21 protein-coding genes, 1 tRNA gene and 1 pseudogene are annotated in these 25862 nt (G+C 43.3%); 9 read left to right on the top strand and 14 right to left on the bottom strand.

All coding sequences use genetic code 11. From position 1 onward, the window contains the following. The first annotated feature begins 240 nt into the window (after positions 1-240). The gene (locus BJP34_RS15900) at positions 241-831 is read left to right on the top strand and encodes a hypothetical protein (RefSeq protein ID WP_070393179.1); all 591 of its coding nucleotides are present in this window, start codon (positions 241-243) and stop codon (positions 829-831) included. 771 nt (positions 832-1602) lie between these two features. On the opposite strand, the gene BJP34_RS15895 is transcribed toward BJP34_RS15900, so the two are convergent. Continuing rightward, positions 1603-2349: a spondin domain-containing protein gene (locus tag BJP34_RS15895; RefSeq protein ID WP_083305204.1), complete on the bottom strand. Its 747-nt coding sequence runs from the start codon at positions 2347-2349 to the stop codon at positions 1603-1605. Between BJP34_RS15895 and BJP34_RS43445 the strand changes: the two genes are divergently transcribed. Further along, on the top strand, positions 2348-2524 hold the full coding sequence (locus BJP34_RS43445) for a hypothetical protein (RefSeq protein ID WP_158517247.1): 177 nt from the start codon (positions 2348-2350) through the stop codon (positions 2522-2524). The genes BJP34_RS15895 and BJP34_RS43445 overlap by 2 nt on opposite strands. A gap of 316 nt (positions 2525-2840) precedes the next feature. Here the strand turns inward: BJP34_RS43445 and BJP34_RS15890 are convergent, their stop codons facing one another. Further along, positions 2841-3872, bottom strand: a complete 1032-nt coding sequence (locus tag BJP34_RS15890) for a potassium channel family protein (protein WP_070393177.1) — start codon at positions 3870-3872, stop codon at positions 2841-2843. Between the two features lie 57 nt (positions 3873-3929). Beyond that, positions 3930-4148 carry a hypothetical protein gene (locus BJP34_RS39950; RefSeq protein ID WP_149031004.1) on the bottom strand — a complete coding sequence of 73 codons (219 nt, stop codon included), beginning with the start codon at positions 4146-4148 and terminating at the stop codon, positions 3930-3932. A gap of 56 nt (positions 4149-4204) precedes the next feature. Here BJP34_RS39950 and uvrA point away from each other — a divergent pair, with 56 nt between their 5' ends. Together uvrA and BJP34_RS15880 are read left to right on the top strand one after the other, a co-directional pair. Further along, the gene (uvrA, locus tag BJP34_RS15885; RefSeq protein WP_070393176.1) at positions 4205-7189 is read left to right on the top strand and encodes an excinuclease ABC subunit UvrA; all 2985 of its coding nucleotides are present in this window, start codon (positions 4205-4207) and stop codon (positions 7187-7189) included. Between the two features lie 137 nt (positions 7190-7326). Then, positions 7327-7665 (top strand): XisI protein, encoded by a 339-nt coding sequence (locus BJP34_RS15880; protein ID WP_070393175.1) that lies wholly within the window; start codon positions 7327-7329, stop codon positions 7663-7665. Positions 7666-7780: 115 nt separating this feature from the next. Here the strand turns inward: BJP34_RS15880 and BJP34_RS15875 are convergent, their stop codons facing one another. Together BJP34_RS15875 and ovoA are read right to left on the bottom strand one after the other, a co-directional pair. After that, positions 7781-9523, bottom strand: coding sequence for a hypothetical protein (locus BJP34_RS15875; protein WP_070393174.1), 1743 nt, complete (start codon positions 9521-9523; stop codon positions 7781-7783). Positions 9524-9623: 100 nt separating this feature from the next. After that, complete coding sequence (ovoA, locus tag BJP34_RS15870) at positions 9624-11930, bottom strand: 5-histidylcysteine sulfoxide synthase (RefSeq protein ID WP_149031003.1); 2307 nt, start codon at positions 11928-11930, stop codon at positions 9624-9626. Between the two features lie 380 nt (positions 11931-12310). Between ovoA and BJP34_RS15865 the strand changes: the two genes are divergently transcribed. Further along, positions 12311-13603, top strand: coding sequence for an FGGY-family carbohydrate kinase (locus BJP34_RS15865; RefSeq protein WP_070393173.1), 1293 nt, complete (start codon positions 12311-12313; stop codon positions 13601-13603). Positions 13604-13715: 112 nt separating this feature from the next. On the opposite strand, the gene psaK is transcribed toward BJP34_RS15865, so the two are convergent. Beyond that, entirely contained in the window at positions 13716-13985 is a 270-nt protein-coding gene (gene psaK / locus BJP34_RS15860) for a photosystem I reaction center subunit PsaK (protein WP_070393172.1), read from the bottom strand. A gap of 412 nt (positions 13986-14397) precedes the next feature. Between psaK and BJP34_RS15855 the strand changes: the two genes are divergently transcribed. Together BJP34_RS15855 and BJP34_RS15850 are read left to right on the top strand one after the other, a co-directional pair. Beyond that, on the top strand, positions 14398-15930 hold the full coding sequence (locus BJP34_RS15855; RefSeq protein ID WP_070393171.1) for a TM0106 family RecB-like putative nuclease: 1533 nt from the start codon (positions 14398-14400) through the stop codon (positions 15928-15930). A 251-nt stretch (positions 15931-16181) separates the two neighbouring features. Further along, a complete protein-coding gene (locus BJP34_RS15850) occupies positions 16182-16397 on the top strand; it encodes a hypothetical protein (protein ID WP_149031002.1) in 216 nt (71 codons plus the stop codon). A 46-nt stretch (positions 16398-16443) separates the two neighbouring features. Here BJP34_RS15850 and BJP34_RS15845 read toward each other — a convergent pair. Further along, a pseudogene (locus BJP34_RS15845) lies at positions 16444-17736 on the bottom strand (RNA-guided endonuclease InsQ/TnpB family protein). A 352-nt stretch (positions 17737-18088) separates the two neighbouring features. On the opposite strand from BJP34_RS15845, the gene BJP34_RS15840 reads away from it, so the two are divergent. Together BJP34_RS15840 and gltX are read left to right on the top strand one after the other, a co-directional pair. Next, a tRNA-Asp gene (locus tag BJP34_RS15840) sits at positions 18089-18162 on the top strand. 224 nt (positions 18163-18386) lie between these two features. Beyond that, a complete protein-coding gene (gltX, locus tag BJP34_RS15835) occupies positions 18387-19835 on the top strand; it encodes a glutamate--tRNA ligase (RefSeq protein WP_070393169.1) in 1449 nt (482 codons plus the stop codon). Between the two features lie 317 nt (positions 19836-20152). Here gltX and BJP34_RS15830 read toward each other — a convergent pair whose 3' ends face one another. From BJP34_RS15830 to BJP34_RS48955, 7 genes are all read right to left on the bottom strand, one after another. Then, on the bottom strand, positions 20153-20614 hold the full coding sequence (locus tag BJP34_RS15830; protein WP_070393168.1) for a hypothetical protein: 462 nt from the start codon (positions 20612-20614) through the stop codon (positions 20153-20155). A gap of 958 nt (positions 20615-21572) precedes the next feature. Continuing rightward, a complete protein-coding gene (locus BJP34_RS15820) occupies positions 21573-22049 on the bottom strand; it encodes a helix-turn-helix domain-containing protein (RefSeq protein ID WP_070393166.1) in 477 nt (158 codons plus the stop codon). Beyond that, positions 22046-22495, bottom strand: coding sequence for a DUF6932 family protein (locus BJP34_RS15815; RefSeq protein WP_070393165.1), 450 nt, complete (start codon positions 22493-22495; stop codon positions 22046-22048). Before BJP34_RS15815 ends, BJP34_RS15820 begins: the two co-directional genes overlap by 4 nt. A 473-nt stretch (positions 22496-22968) precedes the next feature. Next, the gene (locus BJP34_RS15810) at positions 22969-23784 is read right to left on the bottom strand and encodes an SDR family oxidoreductase (RefSeq protein WP_070393164.1); all 816 of its coding nucleotides are present in this window, start codon (positions 23782-23784) and stop codon (positions 22969-22971) included. 216 nt (positions 23785-24000) lie between these two features. Further along, on the bottom strand, positions 24001-24177 hold the full coding sequence (locus BJP34_RS47510; protein WP_229424391.1) for a 2Fe-2S iron-sulfur cluster-binding protein: 177 nt from the start codon (positions 24175-24177) through the stop codon (positions 24001-24003). A gap of 3 nt (positions 24178-24180) precedes the next feature. After that, positions 24181-25506, bottom strand: coding sequence for an FHA domain-containing protein (locus tag BJP34_RS15805; protein ID WP_229424390.1), 1326 nt, complete (start codon positions 25504-25506; stop codon positions 24181-24183). A gap of 102 nt (positions 25507-25608) precedes the next feature. Beyond that, positions 25609-25743, bottom strand: coding sequence for a hypothetical protein (locus BJP34_RS48955; RefSeq protein WP_267876584.1), 135 nt, complete (start codon positions 25741-25743; stop codon positions 25609-25611). Positions 25744-25862: the final 119 nt, after the last annotated feature.

The following is a 25862-nucleotide window of genomic DNA, read 5'->3' as shown; positions in this document are numbered from 1 at the left end:
TATCCTCTTGGGTAGAGGCAGCTGCCTGTTTATCAGCAGCGAAGGGAGGTTGGTATGTACTTCTGAGGCACTGCTTAAGACAACAGCCGCCTCTGAATGTAAAATGCAGAACGCTAGTAGTTTTTATTGTAGGAGTGTAGTTATGGAGCGATCGGATCTAGTACAATTGCTTGTAAAGTGGGCATAATTAGCGGGCTTCAAAACTCGATTGTTAGATTGAAAATACAATAGGAGTTATTAATGGCTTTTAGTGATTATAAAACTATTGCTCAAGTTCAAGAAGAGTATAAGATCAAGTATTTGGAAAAAGACTTTATTGAAATTACAGATCTAAAACCTTCCGATCTGTTTGTTAAGGAATTTGAATTCAGCGAACAGAACATGGATATATACACATCTGAATCATCAAGATGCGAAAATATTATTTATCCAATTTTAAGAGAAGTTTATAAAGATTTTATTGATAAATATACTCTTTGGAGCCACAAGTCCATAACATACGATGCTAAACTAAATGGAACGCCTGATTACTTGTTCTCAAGAAAATCAGAATTAGGTAAGACCGTCTTGGGTTTTCCAATCGTCATTGTTGTTGAAGCAAAAAAGAATGATTTTAGTGAGGGATGGGGGCAATGTCTAGCTGAGTTGATTGCTGTGCAAAAATTAAATAAAGCTGAGGAACTTCCCGTGTATGGGATCGTAACGGATGGAGAATTATGGCAATTTGGAAAATTAGTATCCGATGAATTCACCAAAAGCAAGTTGAGAATTACTATTACCGATTTAGATAAAATTTTCGGAACGATAAGTTTTTTATTGTCAAACAAATAAGATTTTACACGGGGACGCGGAGATTGGATCATTGGGGAGCATGTCTTATTCGCAGCAACATTAGTACTAAAATAACTCATGTACGCTATTCAAACCCTGAAAACACTCTAGTTCAAGCGTTCTCACCAAATTGACCTGCTCGCCATGCTCCCCCTATTACCTATTCCCCATTCCCCATTCCCCATTCCCCAGATAAGCGTACTAATGTTGCTGCATAAGTGACATGCTCCCCTTTCAAGTTTTTGGAGAGGTCTACTTAGGAGCTGGATGAGGTGAAAGTCTCACGTCCAGTTCTGTTCGCGCAGCGTCGGCCTTAGCCGAAAGCGGAGGTGCCCTGGATAATACCAGGCATCGACCGTAACAGCCTTGGGTACGGTGGGGTTTGAAGTTACCGTAAGTAGAGGGTCGCCTTTACAGGGGACTGGCTATGAGAAAAAGGGTCAAAACTTATTAACTAAGGCGACCCTCTACTAAGGTTTCGTTTCCGGCACACTGGAACCTGGATTGACCTTCGGTCACGCTACGCGAACGTGAAAGATCTAAACCCTTGTGGAGAATCGACCTCTACTCTTCCTGGCTCCGGTCTGGAAGAGCCACGTTGACTCATTGTTCGCGTAGCGTGGCCTACGGCCAAGCAAGAATCCCCGCGTCTAATGACCGGGGAGTGTCAACTTGAGTCTAGTTGACTACTTATGTTGACTAGTTATGTAGTGTTGTTAATCAAGAAGGGAAAACAATTGAAAATTGTCAATGGTCAATTGCCAAAGGGATTTAGGCGAATCTGTTAAGACTCTGACGCCAGCGGCTACCCAGCCATAACAAGCCACCGATAGCAAGTAATGCTCCAGTAGTAGACGATTCTGGCACTTTCTCGACTTTGATACGTGCTATCTGGTAGCCATCCACTGTGAAGTCACTTTGAGCAAATGTCTCACTTGATAAAATCGGTCCACCTGGGATAAAACCTGGATGCAGGGTAACTACTCCGTTTTCTGGTGTACCGGTATCAGGAATAGTTTGACCGAAGAAGGCAGTAGTGGTCTCCTGCTCGTCGTTAACTTCCGTACCTGCATCCAGAACTTGAGAACCCAGAACGGTAAAGTCAGCTCCAGTGAAATTACCTTGTTCATCAAAAATCTCAATAGCCAAGGGGTTGCCATTAGCAATGAAAGCATCATTACTGGGAAGAATCATGGCCGCGTAGCTGAAGTAACGGCTAGTAGAATCTACAGTAAATGTGGCTTGGGCAATATCCCCAAAAGCAACTGGACCATTTGGACCAGGAATTACCCCATCAACTGAACCCGCACCACTAGCAAAAAACTCTTGACTAAGCACTGCTGCATTGCCATCCTCAGCAATGCGCTCCAGTCCTGGTGAAGCTGCCTCACCCCGATCATAAATATCAAACAGACCATTATGAAAACCAACCCAGACTGGAGTCAATAACGTGCCGTTTTCCGGTGCCAAGCTTTCAATTGTCACCTTGAGGGTAGCTGCTGTTGCGCTAGATGCCATGGCTAGTGTAGAGGTTACGGTAACCATGGTGACGATTTTGAGTGATTTAATAATTGAATGCTTCATGGTGATCCTGATCAAAGATATCAATATGGTAGATTTGTCAATGAGTGTGTTGCTCAACTATCTATCTAGCTACATCATTATCCGTAGAGTTAATCAGCTAAGTGTTTAAAACTTTCAAAACTGATTTTGCTGGCACCCCATCAAGTGGATAATTTTAGGTTAGTAGCTTGACTAGGATTATTGGTTTCTTGGTTTAATTGTTGCTGAACAGAGGCTGAAAATTTGCTGAAAATTTACTGAAAATTTCCAGCCTCTCTTAGCCTGGAATCATGATGACGTTATATTAGTTGTAGTTGACTACTTATCCTGGAAGGATGTTCGTGAATTTAATTAAAATTATAATTAAATCTTGACAATTAACCATTTACAATGGTCAATTAACACATCACAATTAACCGGTCAAACTTACATTTAATATTTATCGTTTAAGATTTATGTAGCGCTCGTGGTTCCTCTTGAGAAACGACAATTAAATAGTCACCATTCTCGAGTTTATAATCTGTTGGTGGATTGGAGATTACGTCTCCTTCAATTCCTTTTTGTACCGCTAAGACAATACTTTGATAGGCTTGCTTCATATACGTAAATACTTCCATAAAGGAACTACCAACCCGAGAGTCAGGAATCGCAATTTTATAAAGCTTGTTCCCACTTTGAGTACTTAATATTTCCGAGACAACTTTGGTAATTCCATGGTTAAGAGCAGCTTGGGAAATGAGCATGCTACTTAACTCACTACTAACGATTATTTCGTCAACCTTAGCCCGCTGACAGGATTTAACATGAGTTTCATCTACCAGCTCCACAACTGTGTAAGCGTTGGGATTAATACTTTCTACTGTCAGGGTAGATAGTATAACTTTGGCGTCGCGAGCTGTTTCATCTATACTGTCATCCCCTAGAATTATAACAGTTCTAGCCTGCATCAAGTTTGCTCGAATCAAGGTTTCATCACTTACGTTGCCTTTAATAAAAAACAAATTATTGTCTTCGATCGGCTTCCGGTCTATATTGGCTATTAAAATAAGTTTATCATCTTGAGTTTTAGGAAACTTTCGCAACTCATTTATGATAAATTGTACTCTAGAATTCCATTCGCAAATAATCAAGTGATTGTTAAATTGATAAGAGCCCATACCTAGATCATTTTTGATTTTTTGATCGACAAAAATACCAGCGAGGGTAGCGGTGAAGATTGCTAAGAATCCAATCCCTACAAACATATCGAGAATAGCAATAAAGCGACCACCAACTGTGACAGGTGTGATATCACCATAGCCAACAGTTGTTAGGGTGACGATGCTCCACCAGAAAGCATCTGCTTTTGAGATATCTGGTTCCAGCCATGATATAGTGATGGTGTTAATAGTAATGATTATAAAAATAATAACCAGTACTTTATCAAGGTTTTCACTGCGCAAAAAATTCCAGAACTTTCGATTCCATAGTAAGATCATTTGACTTAGAGGTAATGGTTAGATCATGTCGGTTTGTTTAAGTAACTATAATATCCCTTAACGGGTATCTATTCTCGGGTAATGGCTAAGCTGTGAAGCATCTAATTTATAGATTGAATCGGCAAGGGTGCAGGGGGGCTCAGGAGCAGGGAGTGGGGTTTGGAGTGTTTCGAGCTTACTGAAAACTATACAAAAACTATACAATTGAAGTTTGCGATCGCTCAAGCTGAAAGCTAGAGGGTGTCCGGCAAACAGCTGAATGCTTAGGTAAAACATTACTATGGGAACGGATAGCGCTACTATTGTTAAGGAGTTTAAAGCCGCTGTCGGTCATGCCAAAATCCTCTAACCTCAACCACACCCAGGACCACACCCCTAACTCTGCTCAAAACACCATTCGGATTCGGGGGGCTAGACAGCATAACCTGAAAAACATTGATCTCGAACTGCCACGCGATCGCATTATTGTCTTTACTGGTGTTTCCGGTTCCGGCAAATCCTCCCTGGCATTCGACACTATCTTTGCGGAAGGACAACGCCGTTATGTAGAATCCCTGAGTGCCTATGCTCGTCAATTCCTGGGACAACTGGATAAACCGGATGTGGATGCCATCGAAGGCTTAAGCCCCGCTATCTCCATTGACCAGAAATCTACATCCCATAACCCCCGTTCCACTGTTGGTACAGTTACGGAGATTTACGATTACCTGCGATTACTGTTTGGACGGGCTGGTGAACCCTATTGTCCCAAATGCGATCGCAATATTGCGCCCCAGACCATCGACCAGATGTGCGATCGCATTATGGAACTCCCTGACCGGACTCGCTTCCATATCCTGGCTCCGGTTATCCGAGGCAAAAAGGGCACTCACAAGAAACTATTATCCAGCTTAGCCACGGAAGGATTTGTGCGCGTCAGAGTCGATGGTGAAACCTTTGACCTCTCCGATACCATCGAATTGGATAAAAATTATACCCACAACATTGAAGTGGTGGTTGACCGTCTCATCAAAAAGCCTAGTATTCAAGAACGAATTACCGATTCTCTTGCTACTTGCCTAAAACGTTCTACTGGAATTGCAGTTATCCAAGTTTTAGATAATACCTCAGCACAGTCAGCAGAAGTCAAATCTGATCATAATTATAGACGTACTCCTCCCAAAAATGGCAGTTCATCTGAGCAAGACCTTCCCCAAGAAATCGTCTTTTCAGAAAACTTTGCTTGCCCAGAACATGGCGCAGTAATGGAAGAATTATCTCCCCGATTATTTTCCTTTAATTCCCCCTATGGTGCTTGTCCATTTTGTCACGGTATCGGTAATTTACAAACCTTTTCTCCAGAACTAGTAGTACCTGATCCTACTCAACCCTTATATAGTGCTATTGCCCCGTGGTCAGAAAAAGACAACACCTACTACATCTCCCTACTTTATAGTGTAGGAGAAGCCTATGGTTTTGAAATCAAAACTCCCTGGAATCAGCTAACCTCTGAACAACAAGAGATTCTGCTCTACGGCACCGACGAAAAAATTTACATTCAAAATGATTCTGCTTATGGCAAAGAAAAAGGGTACTACAAGCGCTATCCTGGCATTATCCCGATCCTAGAAAAACAGTACAAAGACACTAGCTCGGAAGCATCAAAACACAAACTAGAGCAGTATTTAATTTATCAACCTTGCCCAGAGTGTCATGGTAAACGGCTCAAACCAGAAGCACTATCGGTGCGGTTAGGACAATATCATATTGATGATTTAACTAGTGTCTCAATTCGCCAATGTCGTCAACGGATTGATAACTTACAACTTTCCCCCCGCCAAGCTCAAATTGGTGACCTTGCCCTCAAAGAAATTAAAGCCCGATTACAATTTCTGATTGATGTAGGATTAGATTATCTTACCCTTGACCGTCCAGCCATGACCCTTTCCGGTGGAGAAGCTCAGCGGATTCGCCTAGCAACTCAGATTGGAGCAGGCTTGACTGGAGTTCTGTATGTATTAGATGAACCAAGTATTGGATTGCACCAAAGAGATAATGGACGGTTACTGAGTACTCTGATAAAATTGCGGGATTTGGGGAATACCTTGATTGTTGTAGAACATGATGAAGAAACCATTCGCACTGCCGATCATATTGTCGATATTGGTCCGAAAGCTGGAATTCATGGGGGAGAAATTGTTGCTCAAGGGGATTTAGAAACTGTAATTAAAAGTGATAAATCCCTTACTGGAGCCTATTTATCAAAACGGCAAGTAATTGAAACCCCTAGTAAACGTCGAGAGGGTAATGGTCGTTCCTTGGTGATTAAAAATGCTCATCGTAACAATCTCAAACACATTGAAGTAGAGATACCACTAGGTGAGTTAGTCACAATTACAGGTGTCTCTGGGTCTGGTAAATCTACCTTAGTCAACGAATTACTTTACCCGGCCTTACAACATCATCTGACTCGCAAAGTCCCCTTTCCCAAACAATTGGATAAAGTTGAGGGACTCAACGCTATTAATAAAGCAATCGTAATCGATCAATCTCCAATTGGTCGCACTCCCCGGTCTAATCCTGCTACCTATACAGGAGTATTTGATGCAATTCGAGAGGTATTTTCCAAAACTATTGAAGCTAAAGCTAGAGGTTACAAGCCAGGGCAATTTTCGTTTAATGTCAAAGGGGGACGTTGCGAAGCTTGTTCGGGACAGGGTGTGAATATCATTGAGATGAATTTTTTGCCCGATGTCTATGTACAATGCGATGTTTGTAAGGGAGCGAGATATAATCGAGAAACGTTGCAAGTGAAGTATAAAGGATATTCCATTGCTGATATTTTAAATATGCCAGTGGAAGAAGCGTTGGAGGTATTTAAGAATATTCCAAGAGCAGCATCTCGGTTACAAACCTTAGTAGATGTAGGGTTAGGATATATCCACTTAGGGCAACCAGCACCAACATTATCTGGTGGAGAAGCACAGCGGGTGAAGTTGGCAACAGAATTGTCACGTCGGGCAACGGGAAAGACATTGTATTTAATCGATGAACCGACAACAGGATTGTCATTTTATGATGTTCATCACTTATTAAATGTATTGCAGCGGTTGGTAGATAAAGGAAATTCTGTTTTGGTGATTGAACACAATTTAGATGTGATTCGCTGTGCTGATTGGGTAATAGACTTAGGACCAGAAGGTGGCGATAAAGGGGGAGAAGTAATTGCGTCAGGAACACCGGAGGAGGTAGCAGAAAATCCTAAGTCCTATACGGGGAAGTATTTGAAGGAGGTTCTGCAGGAGTACCCCCGACAGGAAGGACTGCTAAGTGCTTAGTCCTTAGTGCTTAGTGTTCAGTGGGTCAGTTATAGGGGATGTTTGAGCAATGGCTTTTTTGATGCGATCGCTTAATTTGGATGCGATCGCTTAATTTGAAAGAAACAAGCTCAGCTCTACAGTAAAACGCTGATTCAATGGATACCAGATTAAACTACCAAGACATAATCAAAAAAGTATTAATGGAACACGCTGACTATCGTGCTTCCCTACCTGACAGCTATGACTCTAAAGTGCTTTTCGATGATCAGCGAGGACACTATTTAGTATTAGACATCGGTTGGAATGATGACCATTACCTACACGCTACACCAATTCACCTAGATTTAATTAGTGACAAAATCTGGATTCAATACGATGATACGGAAGAGGGGATTGCTACCGATTTACTGGAAGCAGGTATTCCCGCAAACGATATTGTACTTGGTTTCCGCCATCCTCAAGTACGGCACTATACAGGTTTTGCGGTGAGCTAAAGATTTAATTTTGGTAGAATGTAGAATGAAGTATAATTCCAAATTATAAATTATCAATTTAGGTGCGCTTGACCCGTAATTAAATTCGCCACGGGTCAAGCGCACCTTTCCATCCCTATGAAAAGTCCTGTAAGATGAATTCAAAAGTTCCCAAAATTAATGCTTCCGGTGTTGGGTAGTAGAGTAGACCCTTCTGTTGTATAGCCCATTTCAAACGAAAGACAAACTCTTGCCAAGATACATAACCGTTACCGTCAATATCTAACAAATTTCGAATCATCTCCCTTTGTTTTTCTGTGACATTAACATCTGTGAAAATCTCATCAAGAAAATGATTGATGGGGATCTCTTCCATCGTTTTAGGAATCTCTGGATTTTGCCAAAATATGCTAGACTTTGATGTCAGTTCTTCTTTATTTTTAGGATACGGCGAATTAAGTTTTTCTGAAAACTTTTTCCATCGTTGTTTCAGACTAATGATAAGTGGGTGTTCATCAGGAATCTCGCTATCTGAGGTGATAATTTTAAGCATAGATGATGAAATACATCCTCCACTATATTCATACAGTTGGGCTAACCCAATGATGGTATTGTAGTTAAAGCTGTTTCCTAGAAGTAAGTGCTCATCAATTTTTTCTTCCATCTTTTTGCATAAGTTTTCATCCCATCCTGTTTTTTCGGGTTCGCCGAATCGTTCAATCATAGCTTGATGTAGCATTTCGGCATTGGCAAAATCACTGATTCTAATAGTTTGCTTAACACCAATCATGCTAGCAACAGCACCCATTTTATCTCCCATGAATCCATGCCATCCACCGAACACGAGATCGAAGGCTTCCTTACCATAAACTTCTTGATCCCTAGGAACAGGTTCTTTTGATGCAATGGTATGTACTTTGCGGGCAGCTTTAATAATGGCTGGCAGGTTGTATGTACGAGTTACAAATTTATTCCCAAGCCGGGCTAGATTTGTTAATGTAATACTTGAGCATGAATGCCCTAAAGCTGCCCCGGCCTTGCAAACGGCACTCCATATCCCATCAGCACCATTCGCCAATGCTTCTAAAACTGTTGACTCTGCAAGGCCAAAACCACAATGTACGTGAACCAGTAGTTTACCATTTGACCAATTTGCCGAAATCATGGTTTCACGAATAATACGAGTCAGTTTGCTTACAGTTTCTGGAAGCAAAAAACCGGTTGGTTCCTCAATCATCAGTCCAAAGGGACGCTGATTACTGGGCAGATTGCCCAAGGATTCAATCAGATGTAGAGCTCTGGTCAAACCCTCTGTATCAGTTTCAAAATTTGCGAAATCTCTTAAATTTACAAGAATGCGTGGAGGGAGTTTTTGTTCACCACGTGGAATCAAATTTTTATTAGCCCAATCTACTTGGTTTAAAATGAACTTGTTGAGATCGAACTGCTCATAATTGATGGCAGGACTACATAAATCTATTTCGATAATAGCATTACTCATCTTATGATCGTTGACCATTTCCAACAATCCATCGGCTGGCTCATCAATGGGAACTCCATATTTATCTAAAGCACTGTAAGCTTCGCTAAATCCCCACATATTATCTAAGGATCCTCCCAACTCAATCCAATGTTTGGGAATTTGGTCATCAACGTTTCTGTTAGCTCCATAAGTGCCAAGAATCACTTCATTGAGTTCAGTTTCAGCAATAGCCTTTAAGATGTTGATTTTATCTTCAAGAACATGACCACGAGCAGTTCCCACAGTAGTTTCACGAACAGAATTATCTAGAACAAAGATTTCAAGATCCTGTAGGGTTTTAAGTTCCTCATCTGCCTCATTGCTAGCCCTGTCGATTATCGCTTTGAATTTGTTCATTTTTATAAGATCCTCTAAATTTTTTTTGTCTTCGGTACTTACTGTGCTAGACTATCAATTTATAACAGTAAGTACCGAAGACCCAACGTTCCGAGATTTTTTAACTGTCACGCCGTTTCCACAAACTGACTAAGGTGATAACATACTGGAACTTACGAGCGTGTTCCCGGATCAGGAAGGGCATATCCTGTGTTTCGAGCAATTCAAAATCTCGGTTTAGCTCTGCTTGTAATGTAGCAAAGGAAGCCTTGCCATCATGCCCGCCCAGCCAAGCATCCCGTGGTGTGAAACGCTCATCCCAGGTGAACGGTGTTGCTAGTACCAGTAGTCCACCTGACCTTACTAGCCCGCGTGCGCCGCACAACCGACTGAGAAATGCTCTAGGACTCGGTAGACGACAAATAAGATTAGCCCCTAACACCACATCGAACCCAACGAGTTCAGGGGGCAACGCACAGGCATCCGCACGGCGGAAGGTCACCCGACTGCGATCCAGGTTTTCTGGCAAGCAAACTTCAGCTTGGCTCGTGTTTTCCCCTTCATCGCGGCGACGATAAACCAGTCTGCCTTCGCGACGTAGCGTCTGTGCAGCTTCAATAAAAGTAACACTGAGGTCGATCCCTAACACTGACTCGAATCCCCTGGCCAGCTCGAAGGTTGAGCCGCCAACGGAGCACCCAACATCCAAAGCCCGATTGGTCTTGATTCCCAGGTGTTCGGCTGTCTCCAAGGTTAGTGTGGCAATGCTTTGAGGAAATCCCACCGCATCCTTCGGCCCGAAGTTGTAGGGCATTGCTTCATTAGCCGACCCATAATGCAGCATCAGGTTTTCTGCTAGAATTTTCTCACCTTCATAGGCTTTAACCCCACTGCTTTGGCTACTAATCAGTACCGCATCGCAGGTGGCGTCCCCATCATCAGATCGAACTAGCCTAAATCCTGCGTGCTGGAAGAAGTGAGGCCGGAAGTGAAACCTTGCCCACCGGGTCGCTTCATCACCAGTACTTATGAAAGACCCGCCGAGAATCATCTTATGTTCACCGTCGAAACAAGGGGTACTAAAGTCATCATAGAGCCGGTGGACCCGGAACCCTTCCAAGGGATTGAAGTCATCCTCACACCAATGCCAGACATTGCCGAAGACATCGTAAAATCCAGCTTCGTTAGGCAGTAGAGCATTCACTGGGGTTTGAGATCCCCAAGTTAGATTCAAATTAACTGGCTCGTTGCCCCCGCCCAAGCAATGATGTTCGGATTCCGTTAAAAGTCTGTAAGGGATGGGGCTGTTATCCTGCTCAGTCTTCCAGGCACAGTAGGCTTTCGCTTCATACCAGTTGACAGCAACCGGCCAAGACCAAGGTAGATCCACCACCTCAAACAGCGTGCGCAGTCGATACTGGTGCAGTCCTGCTGGCCCATCAGCCACCCAGAAGGTCGGCCATTTAGTATTGCGATTTTGCTTCCAGGCCCAGCCCTCTTCTGTCCAGTATTTGGGTTCCTGGTATCCGGCAGCGACAACAAACTCGTAGAATTCACCATTGGTGACTAAGTATCGACTGGCTTGAAAACTCCGAACCCTTACCTGCCGTGAACCATACTCGTTGTCCCAACCAAAGCAGGGTTCTTCCCAAGGCTTACCCAAGGTCACGGTCTTGCTGGAAACGGCGATTAACTCGTTCTCAACGGTCTGACTCTCTGTAAATGCTGAAGGATGCAGGTTTGGCCATGGTTCTGGCCGACGCAAAACCGACAGTGGCAACTCTCGTAGCAAGACACTGGAAGTTTCGATGTGGATGCGTTCGTGTTCAAATCCTAGGAATAGTGCCCATGCGGGATTGTCCATAGTGATGGGTGGATGGCCGTCTTCCAGGGCGGGCAGGGTTTCAATCAATGCTCGGACAATCTTGTAGGTACTCCGTCTGTACTCCACTACTTCACGGACTGACGGCCAATCCATTTCAGTCTTGGACATATCGTCCCAGGACATCTCGTCAACGCCAGTTTCAAACAATTGCTCGAAGTATGGATCAATCGACTCATGGATTAGTCCAGCTAGCCGAAGCTTGTTGATGTAAAGCACGGCTGGATGGCATAGATAGAAGATTAGAGGATGACGAAGTTGGTGGTAGGGTGGGTCGAGGAATGCCCGTTCTCCCTGTAGTGCTGACAACAAAACTTCGGTCATCAGCCAGCCATTATCGAAATAGTCCAGAACCTCGTGGCGCGTGCAGGTGGCTAGATTTGGGATCGGCATGGCATGTAGGACTTCTGTAGGTCGCAGCCCAGTCCACCACCAATCTGGACGCGGCCCAATCAGGGGATCTGTGGCGTCTTTCTCCCCCTTCAGGTTAGGGGACAAGAGTGTAGTTATATCTAGATTTGGATTACGGGTTAAAGCAGTCTCCACCTTGCTGTCTTCTAATAAAAATGATATTTGATTATATTAGATATATCAAATCAAAACATGACTTTTTACCATATAAATTAACAGGGTAAACCCATATTGCTGGGTCATCCGGAAGATTTATTAATAATCCCTGGCTTGTCAGCCATGCAAAGCGCAAGGGTCGGAAACACCCTTTGGCCGACTGCATCGGTATTGTTCTTGTTAACAAGGGATTATTCACATATAGTGCTTATTTAATAAAAAAAAATATATAGGACTCATAAAATTAGATGGGTTTATCTTGGGTAGCTTGAATGTTCCCTTGGCGCTCGGTTTAGGGTAGGTTGAATGTTGATGGTTGCATCATAATCTAATCCATAATCCCTAATCCCTAATCCCTAATGACTGTCTATCTAGGCATCGATTTCGGAACCTCTGGCGCACGGGCAGTAGTAATTGACTCTGTTGGTACTATCTTTGCCGAGACTCAATATCCCTTTCCAATCCAAGCCATCACCATCGATACCGCAACACACTGGCAGAAGGTATTATTTTCCCTGATTGAGCAAATTCCCCAGTCAATCAAGGGTGAGATTAATGCGATCGCAATTAATGGCACTTCCGCAACGGTTTTGTTATGCGATCGCATCGGTCAACCTGTAGATGCACCCATCCTTTACAACGATCCACGAGGAGTAGCTGTGATGGAACAACTTAGAACCATTGCTCCTCCCAACCATGTTGTTTTAAGTGCTACCTCCAGCCTTGCCAAACTTCTGTGGTGGTATGACTGTACAGATTTGATTAGCAATATCTCTGCTGAAACTAATCCCCTATACTTTCTCCATCAAGCAGACTGGTTAGCCTTTCTATTCCATGGCAAATTAGGCATTAGTGACTATCACAATGCCTTAAAGCTTGGTTATAATCCTGAAAATCTTTGCTATCCTGACTGGATCAAACAGCTACCGGTTTCATCCATGCTACCCAAGGTCTTGGCTCCCGGTACACCAGTTGGAGTTGTAACCCCTGAGGTAGCTCACGGCTTGGGATTATCACCAGATTGTCTAGTCTGTACAGGTACCACCGATAGTATTGCCGCATTTATCGCTAGTGGTGCCAAACAACCAGGTGAAGCGGTAACCTCCCTTGGGTCTACCTTGGTATTGAAACTATTGAGTACCACTCGTGTAGAAGACGCCAAATTTGGGATTTACAGTCATCGATTGGGAAATTTATGGCTTACCGGTGGCGCATCGAACACGGGTGGAGCAGTGCTACGCCACTTTTTCACTGACACAGAATTAGAAAGTCTCAGCTCTCAAATCGATCCCGAGCAAGAAAGTCCCCTGGATTATTATCCCTTACTTAGACCAGGCGATCGCTTTCCCATTAATGACCCTGATCTGCCCCCAAGATTGGAACCGAAACCCGATAATTCCGTGGAATTTCTCCAAGGAATCCTCGAAAGCATAGCCCGAATTGAAGCTAGGGGATATCGTTTGTTGCAACAGCTTGGAGCAAGTCCGTTAACCGGTGTCTATACAGCTGGTGGTGGTGCCAAAAATCCTACCTGGACAAGGATTCGAGAGCGTCAGCTCATGGTACCGATGTTGAAATCTCTTCACACAGCGGCTGCTTATGGTACAGCACTATTGGCCAAGCAGGGATACCTGTTAGGAGATAGGGTATAAGGTGATCGGGTTTAGGGTGACCGGGTGAGAATTTGCTGTGAGTGATCACTTCTGGATCAACCTAACCATCATCACTAGTCCCGTTCGCCCTATACCCCACAGCTTTTAACTTCTAGAGAATCCCCATGTTAGCCAATCCTAAGATAGTGCCTAGTCCTAGGATGTGACCGAAGCTGGTGGTTGCCAGTAGGGCGGGAAGACCCATGCCACCGAAAAACTCAGGCATAGGCAAGGCGGGACCTTCGCTAGGATTCTGGATAGTAGCTTTTCCGAAGGCAATCGCTAGCACATTGCAGACAATCATGATGATTCCGACTGTCGGACTCCATTCCAGGGTGTTGGGAACGGCAGATGCAGCAGCAAGCAAGATTGAGTAAGTCAATTTGTGTTCTCCTGTTTTTGATAGACTCTTACAGTGATCTCTTAAAGATTTAATCTTTTATAAAGATTTTACCAGCACGGTGTCATAATTAATTTTTTTTGCCAGAGTCGATTCTGTTGCCAGTCTTGCTTTAATTCCCCTTCATTAGAGAGCGAAAGCCCGTGATTACTAGACTTTTGAGCGGTGGGATTCCGTAAAATTAAATCAAGCCTTTATGTAAATAATTGTTAAGTAATCCCTGGTTGATCAGTGAATGTTTCGGTAAATTTACATAAATTAATAAAAGCGGGATAAACCTTGGATTGATCAATCAATCGGGGTTGACCGGATTAATTCATCCTGGATAGCTGGTGGCATCTCATGCCTAGCGCCGAGTATCACCAGCTATGCGGGGTCACCTGAAACTATAATTATGCTGCTGACGGACGCATTACTTTTAGATTACAAACGCTGTCGGCGTCGGGCGTTTTTGGACATTTATGGAGATCCCACAGAGCAAGACCCACCCTCAGATTTTCTGCTGAAACTGCAACAGAAAAGCCGAGACCATAAACAACAGATTCTGGCTACTGTGCCCCACCACTCACCCCGCTACCCCAGAACAGATTGGCACGCTGCTGCACAGGCCACCTTGAAACTGATGCAACAAGGGACAGAGTACATTTCTGGAGGGGTACTGTTGATGCCAACTGGTGACGGGGTGACATTGCTATGTTTTCCTGATTTACTGGTCAAACAGCCGGGACGTTCTAATTTTGGTGATTGGATCTATGTTCCCACCACCATTAAGCTCAGCAAACGACCCAAGCCAGAGTATAAAATCCTTACTGCTTTTCGTGCTCAGCTGTTAGCAGCAGTACAAGGACAGTGGCCCACCACTGGCTCATTAATTTTGCGTAACCAAAAGTGCTACACCGTGGTAATAGAACGATGGGTGCCACTGATGGAACAACTGCTATCGGAATGTATTGAGACTCTATTGGAGCGACAAGAACCAGAGGTGTTCATTTCCCGTCAGCGGTGTAGTCTTTGCTGTTGGTATCACAGTTGTTATGCGATCGCTAAATCTGTGGAGCACATTTCCCTATTGCCTGGAGTAACACCCAGCCGCTATCAGGATTTGAAGGCTTTGGGAGTAACCACAATCGAATCCTTAGCCACGTCCACGATTAGTGAATTAGAGCCAAGCTTTGGTAGCTCAGTAGCTTTCCAGCTGGTGCAGCAAGCCCAATCTCAGGTACAAAAGCGGGTGCTGCTTTATCCCAAACACTACTTTAGTATACTTGAATACGAACAACTAGAGCGAGGGAATGGTAATGCCAAAATCTCGGCAGACCTCCCGAATCAAGACTCTTTACCGACAGCATCTGTTGAGCTTTATTTTGATATTGAAGCACAGCCTGATTTGCCCCTGGAGTATTTGTTAGGGGTGTTGGTGATTGATCGACGCACTGAAACTGAGACTTTCCATAACCTATTCGCAGAACATTCTTGGCAAGAAGGATTCATCTGGCTACAATTTCTAGACTTAGTTGAGCGTTATCCAGATGCCCCAATCTTCCATTTTTCCAAGTATGAAGTTGATACGGTCAAGCGCTTAGCAACCCTTTACCAAACTCCACGACAGATAGTTAGACCCCTGCTAGATCGTTTCGTGGATGTTCATCAAATAGTTATTGATACTGTCACCATGCCAGTGGAGAGTTATTCTCTGAAAAATCTGGCGAGATGCTTGGGCTTTGAGTGGCGGGATCCGGATATGACTGGCTCCCAATCTGTGTGTTTGTATGACCAGTGGTTAAAAACAGGCAATCACTCTATTCTCGAAATGATCCAGCGCTACAATGAAGATGATTGCCGCGCTACATATCACCTCAAGGAGTGGCTAGTAAACTTTTTGTCCAACACTTTGCCCAATACTATTAACTTTCAAAACTTAGCATGAAGTTATGCAACAATTTCTTAAGTTATTAGATTTTGTGCTCTAGCTTACACACAAAATGTATAGGTAGATGCTAAATTAAATCTAAAGGGGGCTTTCGCCATCATTGGATGGAGGAGAGCCCTCTCTATAATTTTTAGAGGTCTGGTATTTAGAGATCTGGAAATTATTGAAGTCTAGAATTTCTTTTATAACAGGTGATTAATATGCTTCCACTTTTTCTAATTCTTCTCGTAACTGCCCTAGGGAGCATCTTGATATCTTGGAGAGTCTCTCACGAAATCCCTCGCCTATTGGGAGTAGGCAGCACCATTGTCTGTCTAATATTTGGTTTTGCTATGGCACCTTGGCCAGTACAGGTTTTGATGCTCCTATTAATTCTTAGCCTGGAACGATTTTATCCATTCAGCAGAACAGCTTCAGAGGCAATCTTAATCTCAAAAGTCTCCAATACCAACACAGAACGGTGATTATGGCATAGCAGTAAATAAGGTTTGTGACCACTCCTACATCAAATCAAAGATTATGATGTAGGCTTCTCAGATTCACAAATGAGACTTGCTGTTCCTCAGTACCTTGTACCGATTTACCACAGCCATTGAGCGGCAGTCCAACCGCCATTAATGCACGATTCAAAATATTAATACCACTGTTCCAATCACGGTCAACCTTGACCCCACAACTCGGACAATGATGAACTCTTTCACTCAAGTCCTTCTCTACTCGTTTTCCACAATTGAAACACTCAATACTTGTACCCCGTGGGTTGACTTTCTGGACTAACAAGCCGCGTTTGACCGCCACTGCTTGCAAGATCTCCAAAAATAACCCCCATCCAGCATCATGTATCGATTTGGCTAATTTAGTCCGAGCGAGTCCTTTGATGTTTAAATCTTCATACCCAATCAAATCATATTTACTACATAACCAATGTGCAACTTGATAGTGAAATTCCTTTCGACATCTGGCTAGGTGTAAGTGCAATAAAGCAACTTTATGTTTAGCCTTCTCCCAGTTTTTGGAACCCTTGACACGGCGCGACAGAACTCGTTGTGCCTTAGCCAGTTTATTCTGAGTCAAACGATAAAATTGAGGAATTTCAATCCCATCACCGTCTGATGTTGTTAAGAATTTCTCTAAACCCACGTCAATACCGACAGCAGATTTAACCAAATCCATAGGTAACAACTCAGGGACTCTATCATCTTGCATTGAAAAACAGGCATACCAACCGTCTGCTTTTTTGATGATGGTACATTGCTTCAAGGTGAACCCATTCGGAATAGGTCTGTGCATTACCACAGGTATTTCACCAATTCGACTCAGCTTAAGCACGCCATCCTTTGATAAATGTTTGGGCGCAGCCCAATAAACATTTAGATGCGCTCCTGCTTTGGCATTGTTGACCCGTGGAAACACAAATGACCGTAGTTGACCTTGCTTCTTGAACCGAGGTCTCCCTCCGCGTTTTCCAGATTTGTCAGGTTTACGCCATCTATCCCATGCTTTATTTAGTCGTTGTAGGTTAACTTGTTGAGTTTCGGCATAGATTTGCTTGTACTCAGGGAACAGCTTCTTGGTTTCCTTCAGTGCTGCTTGCTGAGTGTAGTAGTTGACGACTTGCGGAATTTAACCTATTGCCTCTTTTTCTAAACTGCAACGGTCAATAGAACAACGAGTCCGATTTAACCAATCAAGCCGTTGCCCGAGAGCATAGTTCCAGTGACGACGCAACAGTTCTAGCCACCTTTCCATCGTAGCTATCTGTTCGGCATTCGGTTTGATTCTGTAGCAATAGGTTAATCGCATGATGTTATTGTACCACTGACGATCTCCTCTAGACCCCGTCGCGCAATTCCCCTCCCGTTAAATCACGCGATTATAACGGGAGACCCCTTGCCCGTTTAGTTGGTCTTGAAAAAAAAATAGTGAGCCCTAGGGTGCGTGAATCACGCACCCTATTGCGTGAACCCTAGGATAGGTTATACTGGTCTGAGCCATAAACTGAGCCTTCGGTCATTGGTCGAGGGTAAGCTCAGGGCAAATCGGCTGAGAGCTCAGAGCTCTAAAGTGACTGCTCAAAGTATTTTTCAGTTTTTTTCAAAAAAAGCCTTGACAAATACACCAGTCATACATAACAATAGTAAATGGCTCGGAGATTGGGACTGTAGTTCAATTGGTTAGAGCACCGCCCTGTCACGGCGGAAGTTGCGGGTTCGAGCCCCGTCAGTCCCGTAGAAGAAATATAGCGCTACGCGCAAGGCAAAAGGCAAAAGGCAAAAGGCAAAAGTGTACTATAACGGCTTTTGCTGCTTGTATAAATGTCAAACACCTTAATGCTTAGTGCTATATGGGATAATTTTGACTGCTCCTAAAGATGATAACCGCCGGACTAGTCGATTGTTGCAGGTACAATAGAGAGGAAAAGACTATAGTAATTAGCTTCTTAGCAATCAGCTGTGACAGTTAGAGTCCGTATTGCCCCAAGTCCAACCGGAAATTTACACATTGGTACCGCTAGAACCGCTGTATTTAACTGGCTATTTGCCCGTCGCCACAGCGGTAAGTTTATTCTGCGCATTGAAGACACCGATCAAACGCGATCGCGAGAGGAATATACCCAAAACATCTTTGATGGTTTAACTTGGCTGGGACTGGAATGGGACGAAGGACCATTCTTCCAATCCCAACGTCTTGACCTTTATAGTGCTGCTATTCAACAACTCTTAGACCAGGGATTGGCTTATCGCTGCTACACTACAGCTGAGGAACTAGAACAACTGCGGGAAGCTCAAAAGGCTAGAAAAGAAGCACCCCGCTATGACAATCGCCATCGCAATTTGACACCAGAACAACAAGCAGCATTTGAGGCGGAAGGGCGCAAGCCGGTGATCCGCTTTATGATTGATAATGACCGGGAGATTGTTTGGAATGATCTCGTCCGAGGTAAAGTCACCTGGAAAGGCAGTGACCTTGGAGGTGATATGGTCATTGCTAGGGCATCTCAAGATAATGGTATCGGTCAGCCTCTCTACAACCTAGCTGTGGTGGTGGATGACATTGATATGCAGATTACCCATGTCATTCGTGGTGAAGACCATATTGCTAATACTGCTAAACAGATTTTGCTCTATGAAGCCCTAGGGAGTGTAGTCCCAGAATTTTCCCATACACCTCTGATTCTTAACCATGAGGGACGGAAGCTATCCAAGCGCGATGGTGTAACCTCTATTTTTGACTTCAAAGCCATGGGCTTTACCCCTGAGGCGATGGTTAATTATATGACATTGCTGGGATGGTCTCCCCCTGACTCCACTCAGGAAATCTTTACTTTGGCTCAAGCCGCTCAAAAGTTCGGTTTTGAACGGGTGAACCCAGCTGGGGCAAAGTTTGACTGGGCTAAGCTGGATTGGATTAATAGTCAATATGTCCACCAGATGAGTGCATCTGAGTTAGTGGACTTGCTAATCCCCTACTGGGAAAGTGCTGGCTACAACTGTGATCCTGTGGAAAATCGCCCTTGGCTGGAACGGTTGACTGCTATGATTGGGCCAAGTTTGACTCGCTTGCCAGAAGCAGTAGATATGACTCGGATGTTCTTTACTGAGTCGGTTGAGTACACTGAGCAGGCAGTAGAGCAGCTCAAAAAAGCTGGTGCTAGTGAGGTGGTGCAAGCTATTCTTGAGCAACTCGGTAATTACCAACCGCTGAGTCCAGAGGAAGCTAAGCAGATTATTAACCAAGTCACAAAAGCGCAAAAGGTCAAGAAAGGATTGGTTATGCGATCGCTTCGTGCTGCACTAACTGGGGATGTCAATGGTCCTGATTTGATCGAATCCTGGGTACTGCTTCATCAGCGGGGGTTTGACCAAACTCGCTTGAAGGAGTCATTGCTTCAGGTAGCATGATCCCAAGCGATGGGTTACTGATGGGTTACCGATAGGTAACCCATTTCTGATCCTGTTTGGGTCAATTCTTTTACCCTGAGCCGAAGTTACCTTGTCCAAAGTTCCCGACAACCCACTAATAAATTTTGGCTGTTCCATGAAAACTTTCAAGGGAGTAAGCCAAACTTCTTCTAACTCTGAGGTCGAAAAATCTCATGAATTAAAAAGCTAAATTAATTTTAGATTTAACGAGAGATATTTAAGCTCTTGACTGATATAATCTGCCCACAAATTAGGTTTGATATGATACACAGACAGTAGTGCGATCGGACGAACAATTATTCGCAGACGTACTCCTTATAAAGCGAATCGTATTTACAAGGAGAGTCATCATCGCCATAGTAAATACTAGTCCAAAACGGACTGTCTTCTATGAAGAAATGGCAATCCCTCACGTCATAAAGCCTCAGATATTCAGGCTTGTTTGTTTCCACCATATTTTGGAGTTTAAAACAGCGAGCAGCTGTTTTAAGTTCAACAGATTTGAGTGCGTTCCGCTTTTTTTCTAAAGCCGAGTCACATTCTTTCACATCCTTACCCTTACTCACTCGACTGTAAAAACACTCAGCCAGACTTTCTTCAGTCTGACTTTCTTCAGCCAGACTTTCTTCAGGCAAACTTTCTTCAACCAGTGCTTGTGCTTGACCGGGGGCAACGCCTTCAGCGACGGCGATACCCAACAATAGCGTGCTAGAGACCATCAGGATTCCTGACAGCAGCAAGGAAAAAAGACGTTTCATCAAATACTTCCTTTTTTTTTATTAAGCCCATATGATTGTATCACAACCGTTTGCCTCAGTTGCAGCACAGGCAAACTTATGTGTATCTAGCGCTACTGTTATACTAATTGGGTAAAACTCAGATGTTGCACCAAAAAAAGTGGCGGTGAGAATAAACGGCTGAATTGGGTGCATCTCATATTTGTAAAAAAGTTGGGTAGGGTGCGTTAGGGGGGCCTCATTTTCCGCCTCTAGCCTTTGGTTATGTTGCTGCCCGTAACGCACCACGGTGTCAAACAGCAAAAATGATATCACCCGCTGAATTGATTGTGGTTAGGGGATTAGAGGCCGTTATTTATCATAGCTATAGACAACTAATCAAATAACTTTAAACATTCTCTGTATTCCCTATAGTTTGGGTAAAAAAAATTATTTCACGCTTAGAAGATGTATGTTTTACCTCACGGGGTGACAACAAAGCTCAAACCTAAATAGGTTAATGGTTAATGGTTAATGGTGTTGGGTAAAATGAGTGCGATGAGTCATTTGTATTTGCCAGCAATTGAAGCAATTTTCACCAATTCAACTTCTTCTATAGTTTTATTCAATCCATCCCGCAAGGGCAATCTTCACGCTTCACCTAACCCCTAAAACCTAACCCCTGTAAGATTTTAAATTAGCTTGTCACCCCCTGAGGGATTCGGCTAAGACATCTAACTTCACTTGTTTGAGCAATTGTAAACTAATTACCATCAAGTTTAGAAATAGATACGCGCTCGTTACGCAGCTTCAGCAAGGATAATTTTTTGGTATAGGGCACGCTATCATTTTGTTGAGATAGGTTAGGGGGACTACTTTTGACCTATCTTTTTTTATCTCTTTCTGCTGTATCGCTGACTACATAAGACTCCCATGCCTCGTTCCCTGTCAGAATGCACCCAATTGATTGAGAGGTTTCACTAGACGTATTACCCATCAATTATCCTGCGGTGATTGGGGTTATTCTGAGAGTATCTATAGGAACTAAAAACTCACCTTTTTGGAGCTTAATATCCAGGGCATCAAGGACAAACAAAAAATCTATAAGGCTCGCTGTTTGGTAGTCTTTATCTTCATATTCTATGATTTTTTCCTCGGTTAAACCAGCGATATCCGCCAGTTGTTTTTGGCTTATATTAGCAGCTAGTCGAGCTTTGATAATAAGTTGTGGTAAATTTTTAATATCATCAAGCTTCAAAACAATTGGAGTACGAACGTCATGGTTAATGAGGGTTTCGTATTCAGCAACTTCGGCTTTTAAAGCATTAAGATGACTTTGTAATGAATCGCGCTTAATCTTCCACCAACAATCATTTTTTTTGAGTTCTTCATCTTGAGCGTCATAAACAGATAAGTCAGATTCAAATTGACGAACTAATTCTTGGCTGTAGTCATACTGTCTTTGATTTTTAATCATGGTTCCCACCTCAATACATCTATAGCAATAATTCCTTTGGCGTTTTTATTCCTATCCTTTTGAAATAATTCTAGGGAGTTCATCTCGTAAATGCCAACTGGCTGCTCTGAAGGAAAAATCTCACCTTTATAGATAGCTTTTTGTGCATCGCGGTCGATAGGATTGAGTAATCTGGGTGCATGAGTAAGGAGATAATTTACATCCACATCTTCTGTATCCCAACATGCATCATAATCATTTGGTCTGGGCTTACTTGTGACAAAACTGCCATTGATATAAATGGTTCTACATCCCGCTGCCTTTAATTGCTCCATTGCTTTTTTGAGTCCTTTTATCTGGCGTAACCGCGTTACGTTAGTACCAAAACGCTCTTGAAATTCTAGCCATGTAGTCCAATGTATGCCAGGTGGTAAGTTTCCTTTTTCATCAAAACCGGGTATTGTCATTTTAACGCAAAGCCAAGATTCGACATCTTTTAATCAGAGATGATAGAATAATTTTTCGACTGGCGGAGAATAGTTGCTAACTCTTCAATCCTTTGGCTTTGGAACAAGGTGGCTATGGGTAGATTGTTCCCTAACTGCTGCTGAATTTGATTAATAAGCGCGAACTGCTAAAAGGGGAGAGGGAGTAGCTCACAGGGGAACTGGTCTGGTTTTCCCGCAGATGAGCAATATACCTAATACTGGCTGAAAGCACTGCACTCTAAACCCTTGTATAGACTGTGCTTTATTTTTTTATGGCTGAAGGGACTTTGGTTACCTCTGGGGCGTTGCTTATCCAAGGAATGGTTTTCTTTTCATTATACCATTCCTTGAAGCAGCAACGCCCCTTTTTATAGCACAAAATTATACTAGCTTTACATACCAATAATTCCAGGCTATTTCCTCGCCCCTTCAGGAGAAACGCTCTATTTGAACTAGATGCCAAATTGCTCTTTAATACCTTGGATAAAGGTCTTATCATCCAATTCTTTTCGATTAGCTACCATCATCCTGGCATCTTCGCCAGCAGTATATCGCAATTTATCAGTGCCGTCTGTTGCTGCTTCATAAATCACGTTAGCGACAACAATAGGCTCAGAAGCCTGCTCAGCCAAAGATTCCATCGAATTGAACAGCTTACCAATTAATTCTTGATACTCAGTTAAACTTTCATCGTTGTTCATATCAAGGGATCGACCAGCAAAATCCGTGTTAATCACTCCTGGTTCAACAATTTTAACTTTGCAGCCAATTGCTTCCAGTTCAAAACTCAGACCTTCGGAAATCCCCTCAACAGCAAATTTAGTTCCGTTATATAATGAAAATAATGGAAATGTCATTTTGCCACCAATCGATGAAATATTAATTAATATACCATCTTTATTTTGTCTGAAATGGGGAATAATTGCTTTGCTTACATCCAAGAGACCAATAACATTAACATCAAATTGTCTTGTTATCTTTTCCCTGGGAGTTGCTTCTAAAATACCAAAAGCACCATAACCGGCATTATTTACCAAAACATCTATTTTGCCGAACTTTTCAATACCTAGCTGAATGGCTTTTGTAATTGAATCTTGGTCTAAAACATCTAGTCTTGTCACTAAGACATTATCAAGGGTAGTTAGTTCTGTTTCCTTTTCTGGAGTTCTCATGGTCGCAACCACCTTCCAACCCTTTTCCTGGAACAATTTTGCAGTTGCTTTTCCAATACCGCTGCTTGCTCCTGTAATTAAAATTGTCTTACTCATTTTGGATTCAAACTAATTTTTGTGATTGGACTACGACAATTCAAGCTTGAATGTCGATTCAGTTTGATCTTATACTAACGAAGCGGTAAATTTGACTAGCAAGTTGCGCCAAACTACATGCAAAGTGCGCCAATCAAGAATTATTCACGTTATGTGGCAACAAGGAAAAATATGACTGTTGTCAAAGACAGATAATGTATAAGGTACTGCTATAGTTCACGCGCTAACTACTACTTGTCCTACAGGATGAGCCACACAAGTCAAAATCATGCCTTCGTTCCGTTCATCCTCTTTGAGAGCATCAGGTTCCTCGTCATACTCTACTTTCCCTTTTAGAAGCTTTTGCTTACAAGCACCACAGGCTCCCATGCGGCAACCGCTGGGTAATGCCACCCCTTATTGTTCCGCGACATCTAGGATCACATCCTCTGCATCACAGGTGACTTCTTTCCCAGACTTAGCAAAGACTACAGTTGGTTCATGAGAGGTTGACGGTGATTTGACTAATTGCAGTTTAGGACGACCTTCCCCTGTGACTGCTTCAGCAGTTGTTGCTGTTGCTGTCTTTTTTGACAGCTTTTTGCCACCAAAACTCTCTTGATAGTAGTTCTCCATCGGGAAGTCTAGACCGGCTAGCATGGCTTTCACCCCTGCCATAAAGGGATTCGGACCACAGACATAAACAATGCGATCGCGAAAATCAGGAGCCATCTGTTGCACCATGGCTTGATTAAGTCTTCCGGTATAACCCCACCAAGCTTGGTCTAGTTCTGGACGAGTGGTGGTAATAGCAGCCTTAAAGTTGGGGTGCAAAGCCGCCATCAACTCTAATTTCTGACGGAAGATGATATCTTTTGGGCTACGAGCGCTGTGGATAAAGAACACATCCACATCAGCGCCAATATCACAAAGCCACTCAGACATGGACATCATCGGAGTAATCCCGCTACCTGCTGAAATCAACAACAGTTTATTAGCAGAATGGTCAGCACAGGTAAATTTCCCCATTGGGCCATTTAATCTCACCTCGGACCCGACTTTGATGTTGTCGTGCAACCAGTTAGACACCAAACCCGCTGGAACATCAGGAGTATCGGCTGGTGCTGGCACTCGCTTGACGGTAATTTCCAAAGTATAAGGACGTGAGGGTGCCGAAGAGATAGAGTAGGAACGCTTCACTGGTTTGCCATCAATCTCCAAATCCAGAGTGACAAACTGACCTGGCTTGTAGCTGAACAACATTGGCGGGTTGGCGACAAAGCGAAAGGTCTTGACATCATGGGTCTGATCAATGATTTGCACACAGCGGACAGTAATCTTACCCTTAGTCCACTGCTTCATCCCAGTGCTATTGCCATCTACCACTAGGTTTTGTTGCTGCTTATAATCATACTGCTGTAGTGTTTTGACCAGCAGCACAAAGTCACCGATGCGGATAATATCCTCTTCCCTCAGCAGCCAGTTCTGGTTAACATCCATCTCCTCATTATTGATCCGAGAGCCATCGGTGCTACCAAGGTCAGCAAAGTAATACTGTCCCCCTTGGCATAGGATTCTGGCATGTACACGACTCACTACAGGACTATCCAGAACTAGGTCACAACTCGGGTGACGACCAATCAGATACTCACCTTGAATCTGAGTTCCCGGTTTCAGGGTTTTTTCCTGTAACTGGTTGGTTTGAGAGTTGATAACTATAGTTTTCAGCATGTTTCGTGTCACTCCAGATTACCGCAATAATCGGTCAATTGTGTCAATTACTCAGGACTTACCCATAAACTCTGCCGCTAGGGTGGGTTGATAACACACCATACTATAGCAATTCTACGACTTGTGAGGTACAAATTTCTGGTTTTTAGGGACTTCGGAGCAGGGAGCAGGGAGCAGGGAGCAGGGAGCAGGGAGCAGGGAGCAGGGAGCAGGGAGCAGGGAAGTGGGAAAAAATAATGTGTACCTCATGAGTCCTATAAACGCTATATATAAGTGCATTTGCATTTGTAACCAATTTGGCATAAGTCCTGGTAATGAACTATGAGAGGATGATGTGTGCTAACTTCAGGTGCGACAATCAAGCGAAT

Source organism: Moorena producens PAL-8-15-08-1 (assembly GCF_001767235.1).
Classification (GTDB): Bacteria; Cyanobacteriota; Cyanobacteriia; order Cyanobacteriales; family Coleofasciculaceae; genus Moorena; species Moorena producens_A.
Note: the sequence above shows the minus strand (reverse complement) of the source record. Positions and strands in the feature narration are given on the sequence as shown.